Raw genomic sequence first — 9,344 nt, forward strand, 5'->3', positions numbered from 1 at the left:
TAAGTCCCGAAAAAAGAGCGTCCTGCCCGCACTTCCCGCCGCAGAATCAGGCGTCGATGATTCGATCGGGCTCAATCCGGGACAACCGCATCGCGTTCCCGGTGACGCCGAGGCTCATCCCCATATCTCCGACAACGACTGCCAGCGCAACGCTGACCAGGCCCAGCGGCACGCCTAGCGCGAGTAGGAGCTTCACGCCGAGGCTGGCCCAGATGTTTTGCCGGATCACACCGTTGGCCGTATGCGACAGATCGTACAGGTACGGGAGTTTCCCGATGTCGTCGCCCATCAACGCAATATCAGCCGTTTCGAGGGCGGTGTCGGTGCCCGCCGCGCCCATCGCGATGCCGACCTCCGCAGTGGCGAGCGCGGGGGCGTCATTGATGCCGTCGCCGACCATCGCAACCTCCCCGTACTCCGCCTGTAACTCTTCGACTGCGTCGACCTTCTCGTCGGGCAGGAGTTCGGCGCGATACTCATCGACACCGACCTGCTCGGCGATGGCGCGGGCGGTGCCCTCGTTGTCGCCGGTCAGCATCACCACGCGCTCGACGCCCAGCTCGTGTAGGCGTTCGACAGCCCGCTTCGAGGCCGGGCGAACCTCGTCGGCGATGGCGATCGCACCCAGCAGTTCCGACTCCGTCCCGACGATGACGACCGTCTTGCCCTCCCGCTCCAGCGCGGAGAGTGCATTCTCGGCAAACGCCCCGTCGTCGGACTCTGACGACTCTTCCGCTACGACGCCGCCGTCCGTCTCGCGGCGTGCTCGAGCGAGGTCGAAGCCCAGCTCCTCGAAGAGCGCGGGCTTGCCCGCATAGTACGTCTTGCCGTCGATCTCGCCCCGGATGCCCTTCCCCGTGAGGCTCTCGAAACTCGTCGCATCGGGCAGATTACCCACGCCCGTCTCCTCAGCACGGGCGAGAATGGCCGCAGCGATGGGGTGCTCACTGCGACGCTCCAGTCCGGCGGCGCGACGGAGCAGATCGTCCTCCGTGGTGTCACCGACCGGGACGACATCGGTGACGGCGAGTTCGCCCTTCGTGAGCGTCCCCGTCTTGTCGAGCGCGACGGCATCGACTTCGCCCATCGCCTCGAGGTAGTTGCCGCCCTTGATCAGGACGCCGTTCTTCGCGGCGCTCGTAATTCCCGACACCACCGAGACGGGCGTCGAGATGACGAACGCACAGGGACAGGCGATCACCAGCAGGGTGAGCCCCCGGATGAACCACGTCTGCCAGTCGCTCGCGAAGGTGAACCCGTACCCGGCCAGGTCGACCGAGATGGGGTCGGCGATGACCAGCGGCGGGATTGCGGCGGTCAGGATTGCCAGCACGACGACGAGGGGTGTGTAGTAGCCGGAGAAGCGGTCGACGAACTGCTCAGACTCGGTCTTCTTCGCCTGTGCGCCCTGGACCATCTCGATGATGCGCGAGAGCGTCGAATCGCCAGCGGTTGAGGTGACCTCTACCTCGAGGTACCCCTCTTCGTTGATCGCGCCGGCGTAGACCTCATCGCCCGTCTGCTTGTCGACGGGGACGCTCTCGCCCGTGATCGGCGACTGGTCGACTGCACTCCCGCCTTCGATAACCGTTCCGTCGAGCGGAATCTTGTCGCCGGGGCGGACGACGACGGTCTCGCCAACGTCGACCTCCTCGGCGGGAACGGTCACTTCCTCACCGTCGCGAAGGACGGTCGCCTCGTCGGGCGAGAGTTCCATCAGCTCGCGCAGGGAGTCCCGTGCCCTGTCCATCGCGTAGTCCTCGAGCAGCTCGGCGATGCTGAATAGGACGGCCAGCGTCGCCGCCTCGACGAAGTAGCCGATACCGGTCGCCGCGATGATCGCCGTTCCCATCAGCAGGTCGATGTCGAGGCTTCGGTTCTTCGCGGAGTAGTACCCGCTACGGACGACGGGGATGCCGCTGGCGGCGACGGCGCCGAGGAACAGGACATCTGCGATGTGGAGCGGGTACTCGAGGACGCTCGCCACCGTGGCGTTCTGTCCGGTGAGGAGGAACTCAAAGAGGAGGCCGAGCGTGACGAACGCCGCGCCGAGCCACGTCTTCTTCGCGCGAGGACTCGTCCAGACCTCCGATGGTGGCGCGATGTCGACGCCATCGGCCGCCTGGTTGTCCTCATCATCGCCCTCGGCGTCCGAGCCCCCGACGACCTCGTAGCCGGCGCCTTCAATCGCCTTGACTACGTCGGCTTCGCTAGTTCGATCAGGGTCGTACGTGACGTTGGCCGTGCCGGTGGTCGGCTGGAGCGTGACGTCAGTAATGCCGTCGACACGCTGGAGGCTCTTGTTCACCTTTTGGGCGCAAGAGGGACAGTCCATCTCGGGAACGGCGAGGCGGGCGGTCAGCTCACGTCGCTGTCCGCCGCCGCTCGTTCCTCCTGCTGCGTCCGGATTCTCTGTCATCACGTCACGGTAGGAGCGGGAGTTCGATATGTCTTTGTTGGAATATTCCAACTACGGCCCTCAGTGGGATGCCAGCCGTTCTTCCGCTACCCGCTCGCCGGCGACATGTTGCTTCGCCAAATGTTCTTCCGCCCGACGGAGTCGGTAGGTGAGTGTTGACCGTGGCACGTCGAGATGCTCTGCGAGTTCTCCAACATCGACCTCGCGGGGTGATTCGTAGTAGCCGTGTTCGACGGCGGCCTGGAGAGCAGCCTCTTGGGCTGGAGGCAATCCACTTGGTGTTCCGTCGCTTCCCCTAGCTGATGTTGTGTCCGCTGTGCGGAGCATCTCCATCTGGGCGCACTCCCCGACGGCGACTTTGAGAGCGTCGAAGAACGCCGCCACGTCGCCATCGCCGGAGTGGATGAGTCGCCACGTGTAGTGGCGGCCCTCGTGACGAGTCTCGAACAGCACGCCGTCGCCGAGGTGGTCGCGAGCGATGTGGGGGACTGAGGCGCAGGTCGGAGTGCGCTCCCAATCTGAGTAGAGGATGAGCGCGTCGTCCGTGCGGTCGAGGACGCGGGTGGTCTGTGTGGCGTTGCAGTCCTCGGTGGCGAGACAGTCAGCGTAGTAGTCGCCGTTGAGAAAGGCGTCCTCGATGGCGTTGAGCGCCTCAGGCGTACCGGTGGCATGGTCGACCCGCCAGAGACGCTCGGCAGTGGCGTGCAGCGAGAGCGAGCGAACGCGAGCGTCGGGGTGGTCGGCGAGGGCGTCCGCCACCCTGTTGCAGCCGGGCTCGTATTCGAGAGCGAAGACGAGTTCGCGCATACCCCGTCTAAGGCCTGCTACGACATAACCCATGGCCTGCAGCGTTGTCGACCAGTAGATCTCAGATTACGTCGTCAGGGTCGTGAACTTCCTGCATTCGCTGTGCTTCGGCCGCGTATTGCTCCTGGAGGTCGGGGTCATCGACCATGCCAAGATTGCCGGGTTCAGCATCGACTGCTGCTGTCGTATCTCGGACGTCGGTGAAGGACGTGAGTGCGCGTTCCTTCCGATAGTACTGTTCTCCATCGGGTGTTGCGTAGGTGAGGATGATCAGGTTCTGCTCGTCATCGGAGTACGTCCGTTCGACAAGCCAAACACGAACGTCATCTTCAGACTGATTTGACATACTTAGACATCCCCCGATATCCACTAAGGGATTGGTGTTACGGCTTGCCGAGACTCGCTGTCTCGAAGGGTGATTCTCCGGTCGGAATGAGGAGCTCCTGTCGGTCTCCGACTCGCTCGGCCAGCTTCTGTTTCAGGTACTGTCTCGCCGTCGACGGCGTGAAGACGCCCTTGTCGAGTATATCGCCGATGACGTCTTTGAGGGCCGCGAACTGTCCCTGCAGGTGGCCGTCGCCGACCGGCTCGCCGTCGTACCAACGCACCGTCGCGAGCGCACCGTTCCCGACCGTCTCTCCCTGTTCGACTGTCTCCGAATCGTACTGCAGGCCGAACCACAGCGTCCGATAGGCGGTCACCTCGAACGTCGTCGACACCACGAAGAACGCCTCGTGGTGGAGGTAGTCGAGATGGTCCGCGACGATCTCGTCGAGGGTGAGCCCGGTGGCGCGGGGTTTCGGCTCGACGACCGTCGACGGTCGGTCCTCGTCAGCGAGGTAGCCGTCGACCGCATCTGCCTCGAGGCCATCGGCCAGTTCCGCCAGCAGCTGTTTCGCCCACTTGGAGTCGGTGTCGTCGCCACCGAACGGCGACTCAGCCGAGATTCGGCGCTTGAGCTTCAGGTTCGCTGCGCCCCAATGGCTGTAGTGGAGCGTGTACTGTCCGTCCGTGCGTTCGTACGCAACGAGTGCGCGGTGTCCCATCGAGCAATCACCTCACGGGGCGACCGCGACTGGATCGCCCCGCACCCCTCTCGGGGGACGAACAACGCTACTCGTCGATCGGGTCGGGGGAACTGAGGTCCGCGTGGAGGACTTCGCCGTCGCGAACGACGTATCGCTTGGCCAGGACTGGGAAGCGGCACTTGGTGAACCCCGCCGCCTGGATATCGAACTCTTCGTCGGCTTCGAGGTGATTGGCGAGTTCTCGCAGGAATTCGTGGGTCACGATCCCGCCTTCGTAGTCCGGCAGGCCGTTCTCCCGCGCCTCGTACACCTCGAAGTCGTCGTACCCCCAGATGGTGAGCTCTCCGTCTTCGGTCACCTCCCAGTCGAGCGTCCCGAAGCAGTAGCTCTCACAGAGCTCGCGGACTGCCTGCGGATCCGATACGATCGCACCAGTCGACGTCGTCGCAGCTTGCAGTGTCGCCATGTCTGGACTTCACGGGGTCGCCCCCCGCACCCCTGTCGGGGGCGATAAACCGACGCGAGAGGTGCCTCCCGAGGCGTGGCCGGCGACTCCAGTTAGGAATCTGCGTGGGCGTCCGCCCCGGCTCCGTCGCCCGGCCGCGTGAGAAGGCTCACCTCTTCCAGGAGGTCTTTCGCGGTCTCGACTCGCTCTCGATCCGCGTCGTCCAATCGGTCGACGTCGAGTCGGTTGAGATTGCTGAGTATACGATGCATCCGGTAGCCCTGTTTGAACTCTTGCTTCATCGGAAGCGCCTCACCGCTCGCCGGCGCGGAAAGACTCCCCATCGAGACTGGCGTCGGGTTTGCAGGAATTCGAGGCCTTAACCAACGAACCTCGACGCTACTCGCAGGCTGTTGGTTAATCGATGCCAGCACTCGCGCTACTCGAGACTGGGTCCGTAGCGAGCCGAGCCACACACCCGGCACTCCCAGATCGGTTGCCCCGTCCACGCCGCATCTGGGACCGATTCGTGGGTCTTGAACCGATGGTCGGTCGCCCGTTCACAGGTTTGACAGCCGAGTTCCTGAGTCGTCGGTACCGACGACTCCTGCCGGTCAGCCGCAGCTTCGCCAGTAGATTCGGTCAGCGCCATCGCTGGAACCAGCCACACCGCATCGTCGGAGTCGTCGAGGACCGCGTCGAGACGTGACGCGTCGCGGATGCCGTCCCCACGCTGGTCGTAGAGCCGCGTCGGGCCCTGCTCCTGGCGCTCCGACGTTCCCTGCCCGATCCACCCACTCCGGTCACGGGTAGCACTGAGAAGCCGCTCACCTTCCTCTGACGACACCTGTACCGCGTCGGGGAGTGAAGGCCATTGCTCGGCTAGCTGGCGCGCCGGCGCCTCGTCGAGATCGTAGATGAGCGTGTAGTCGTCGACGGCCGGCTCCGCCTCGTTGGCGGAGAGGAGGTTCGCCGCGGCGCCGCCCTTCGCGACGGCGCCGTAGAACGTGGTCGACTCGACGACCAGGTGGACGATGCCGAGGCACGTCGTCGACGCTGCCTCGTCCGTGCCAGTCACGTCACCACCGAGATGGTTGCTGAGACAGAACCGGCATTTCGTCTGGCCATCTGGGACTGACGCCCCACAGGACCGGCACTCGCCGTCGGCGGCCGTCGGCGCATCAGGGTAGCCACCAGCGCTCGTCGCGACGCGCTGCCGCCGGGGGGCACCCTCACAGCCGTCGTCCAGCCTCGTGTCCGGAATGTGGGACGCCTCGCCGGTCGGCCGCAGTTCCTCAAAGTCGGAGTAACGACCGTTCATAGAGCAGTCTACAGAGAACATGGCTCGTCTTCGTGTTTAAATCGTAGCGTGGATAGAACGATGTGCAGTACAGACGGAGAGACCGTGATCAGCCTTAGGCGACCTGCTCCTCCAACGTATCCCGGTGCGCTCGAACAGTCGCCTTCGAGGCGGTCGCCACGTCCGCGGCCTCGGATTGTGTCAGCCATCGCCCCTCTTCGCGACCGGCCTTGTAGAGGCAGGCTGCGGCGAACCCGGCCGGATGGACGCCCGTCGTGACGCCGCGCTCCTCGGCCTGCTCCGCGAGGGCTCGGGCCCGCTGTCGAATTTCGTCCGGACACTCGAGGTCCGAGGCGAGGCGCGGCACGAACATGCTGGGGGAGACGGGCTCAGCGGGAAGGCCCAACTCTTCGTTCAGCGTCTTGTACGCGTTCGTGACTCTCGACTCAGCGACGCGGGCCATCTCGCTGACGTCATCTACCAACCGCGAGAGGCCGTTGCACCGACATGCCCCGTAGATGCTGGCCGCTGCGATGGCCTCGATGGACCTGCCTCGAAGCAGATCTTCGTTCTGGGCGCTCCGGAAGAGCTGGCACGCCTGGTCGCGGACCGAATCGGAAAGGTCGAGCGCGCTGGCCAGCCGGCGCACTTCGCCCAGTCCGTGTGCGAGGTTCCGTTCCGCTTTCGACCGCCAGCGACCGCGGGTCTGCTCACGGCGCATCCGCTCGAGTCGCCGTCGCTTCTGCCCAGAGATCTCGTTCCCCTTCGCGTCGGTGCCGCGACCGATCTCCGTCGACAGGCCGCGATCGTGGCGGGCCGCAGTGAGTGGAGCACCCGTTCGCTCACGCTCCTCGTCGTCGTACGTACGCCACTCCGGCCCGTGATCGATGCGCTGTTCGTCGATGACCAGGCCACAGTCCTCGCAGACCGTTTCGACCGCGTTCGTCGTGACTCGACCGTCGCACTCAGGACACTGGTTCGCACTCGATTCCGTTCGGACGTCTTCGTCGAATCCGCTCTCGTAGATGTCTCTGGTTGCCATCGTTCTCACCGTGTTTCGGGAACTCGCCAGTACAGCGAGCCCCTCGCCCATTGAGGGGCAAATAGAAAGCACTCCAGTAGGAATCTCAGCTTCTTGACTGGGTGTGATTACGAACTACGAGTTCAAGATAATAACCACGCCAACCTCGAAAAATCAACCAAGATATATTTCAATTATAGTAACCGCTGTCCATCTCTCCACTCCATTCCCCTCCCTCAAGGGTGTATACTGCCCTGATTTGACTTTGACCCATCCCGGTTCCTGTAGCAGCGTCGGTAAGTAATCGCTTTTCTCCTTGTATAATCCAGACTAAGGAAAGGCCTTCTTCCTCTAATTCTTCTATCACTCTCTCATCCGCTGCTAACATCGAGAGCGAGTTCACTCTGTCAATCAACCCTTCCGAAGTCGAAACATCTGCTATACGTACCGAGTCAGAGCCTTTTTGGGCAAATTCCTTAGTATCAACAACCCATTCGAGGTCGAGTAATTTCGCAAGTGGTGGGGAGGGGGCATAGGTTCCATATTTCTCATCTACAGTACAGTCATATTCTGACTCCCAAAGCAAATCGACAGTCGTATCGGTCATAGAAATCGGTGCACCTCGAATCGGATTCCTATCTCCCTCCCAGCCATCATCCACCGAAGGATGCCACGGATACTCCGCCCAAAACGTCTGAGTGAATGTACCCAAATGGAACGGAGTACTCTCAAGCTCGTCACTAATAACCCAGTTTTCCTGAAGCCAAGACACTAACCTCTTTTTCATCTCAGAATCCACAACGACAGTGTCAATCCGGGCAAACACATCCCTCTCAAGCCTGGAATCCTCTCCTTCATCTGCTCTCCACTTATAGACACTATGCAGAGGCAGCCATCTCTCACCATTTACAGAGATATCCAACAACGAAACCAAGTCAGGGAATTCCTCATGGTCTGTGATCCATTCCTCTAAGCCAACCTCATCTATGCAACAATCATACTCAACAGGCTCATCTAATGAAACCTCAGAACGGGCCTTAGGATCTAGTACTGAAGGATCGATATCACGATCAAACTGCGTCCAAGGGCCGCTATAAGACCTTTCTACAGTTGAATCAGAGAATTCGCAGTTATCGGTTATCCAGGACACTAATTCGTGATATGCAATCCACTGGTATTTTTTGCTGAACCTCTCTGGCTTCCTATTCGACATTCTCCCTGTGTAGGTTCGACTCACAAAGTCGTCAAACGAACCAAATAGATCGGGCCTCCATCCCAGGTCGAACACCCGCTTAGTTATCCAACGAAGGGCCTTGTCCCCAGAAAAGTCGTAACCGTGGATATTAGAAGGACTGTGGTTGGTCCCAACAATGTACCGTGCGAAATCACTGTGTCCACGTCCTTCAAAATCAGATCCAACTAGCCCCCACCAGAACCGGGTATTCAAATCCGTATCAGAGTCTTTTAGGATGCTCTCAACTTGCTCACGAAGCGTATCTGGAGAGGGAACATCGATTGAGAACGAACTGTCATAGGGAGGCCTCACTTCCTCCAAATTGACATCGTAACTGTCGTCGACATTGTGAATCAGCTCGATAATCCCTCTGGCATAATCTCTTGTAAGCTGGTGAGGCGTAGGATCGTTATCCTCAAACTCAATTTCGTAAACGGTGTCGGCAACTTCAGCAACCGATTCATCTTGTTTATGTCGGAGAACTCCCCCGTAGGCTGCTGCATAGACCCGTTCCAAGATGTAAGGATCAGTAACATCCTGGAAACGCTCGATCAATTCACTGTAAATTTCAATATCAGAGTCTATGATATTGACTATAGCCTTTGTCGATTGGTCTCTAACATGTCTATTTGGACAGCAAAGGAACCAGGAGAGGGTTATCGACATTAAGCGCTTCAATTCATACGACTCCACTGGCCTGTTTTCCAAAGAGAATCCCCAGTTGACTAATCGATATACTTCTGATGTGTCTTCTCTCCACTCTTCATGCAGAAAGTTGGACCAGTTAAAATCGCGTCTGAACACTTCCTTGTCTCTGTGAACGTCATCAAGGTATTCAGCATTCAGCGGATGTTCTGAACTAGTAGATAATGTAAGCAGAACTCTCCAGAGCTCATGGAGATCCTCAAGAGATTCCAATTCCCCCCACAGATAATCCTCAATTCCCTTACTCAATTCTCCACCAGGCACTGTCTAGTTCTGGAGTTTCTCGATCGGCGTTTTTCCATCGAGAGCTTGGTGGGGTCTGTGGCGGTTGTAGTAATGCATGAACTGTTCAAGCCACTCTCGGACGCTGGAGCGACTGCCCACC

Annotated in this window: 10 protein-coding genes; all 10 read right to left on the reverse strand. The window is 60.3% G+C overall.

The window, feature by feature from the left end; all coding sequences use genetic code 11:
• Window positions 1–46 precede the first annotated feature (46 nt).
• The gene (locus tag EYW40_RS17735; protein WP_197075896.1) at window positions 47–2,419 is read right to left on the reverse strand and encodes a heavy metal translocating P-type ATPase; all 2,373 of its coding nucleotides are present in this window, start codon (window positions 2,417–2,419) and stop codon (window positions 47–49) included.
• 60 nt (window positions 2,420–2,479) lie between these two features.
• Window positions 2,480–3,226, reverse strand: coding sequence for a helix-turn-helix domain-containing protein (locus EYW40_RS17740; protein WP_050051691.1), 747 nt, complete (start codon window positions 3,224–3,226; stop codon window positions 2,480–2,482).
• Window positions 3,227–3,287: 61 nt separating this feature from the next.
• Entirely contained in the window at window positions 3,288–3,572 is a 285-nt protein-coding gene (locus EYW40_RS17745; protein WP_006183450.1) for a DUF7967 family protein, read from the reverse strand.
• 37 nt (window positions 3,573–3,609) lie between these two features.
• Window positions 3,610–4,272, reverse strand: a complete 663-nt coding sequence (locus tag EYW40_RS17750; protein WP_135822962.1) for a DUF6735 family protein — start codon at window positions 4,270–4,272, stop codon at window positions 3,610–3,612.
• 67 nt (window positions 4,273–4,339) lie between these two features.
• A complete protein-coding gene (locus tag EYW40_RS17755) occupies window positions 4,340–4,720 on the reverse strand; it encodes a hypothetical protein (protein WP_121598775.1) in 381 nt (126 codons plus the stop codon).
• A 92-nt stretch (window positions 4,721–4,812) separates the two neighbouring features.
• Window positions 4,813–5,001, reverse strand: coding sequence for a DUF8012 family protein (locus EYW40_RS17760; protein ID WP_135822963.1), 189 nt, complete (start codon window positions 4,999–5,001; stop codon window positions 4,813–4,815).
• A 137-nt stretch (window positions 5,002–5,138) separates the two neighbouring features.
• Window positions 5,139–6,020, reverse strand: coding sequence for a biosurfactant protein 1 (locus EYW40_RS17765; protein ID WP_135822964.1), 882 nt, complete (start codon window positions 6,018–6,020; stop codon window positions 5,139–5,141).
• Between the two features lie 94 nt (window positions 6,021–6,114).
• Window positions 6,115–7,041: a transcription initiation factor IIB gene (locus EYW40_RS17770; RefSeq protein WP_135822970.1), complete on the reverse strand. Its 927-nt coding sequence runs from the start codon at window positions 7,039–7,041 to the stop codon at window positions 6,115–6,117.
• 169 nt (window positions 7,042–7,210) lie between these two features.
• Window positions 7,211–9,223, reverse strand: a complete 2,013-nt coding sequence (locus EYW40_RS17775) for a hypothetical protein (protein WP_202614597.1) — start codon at window positions 9,221–9,223, stop codon at window positions 7,211–7,213.
• A 3-nt stretch (window positions 9,224–9,226) separates the two neighbouring features.
• The coding region (locus EYW40_RS17780) for an integrase core domain-containing protein (RefSeq protein ID WP_135822899.1) at window positions 9,227–9,344 on the reverse strand (118 nt) is incomplete at its 5' end.

It is taken from the genome of Halostella litorea (genome assembly GCF_004785955.1).
GTDB classification, from domain to species: Archaea; Halobacteriota; Halobacteria; order Halobacteriales; family Natronoarchaeaceae; genus Halostella; species Halostella litorea.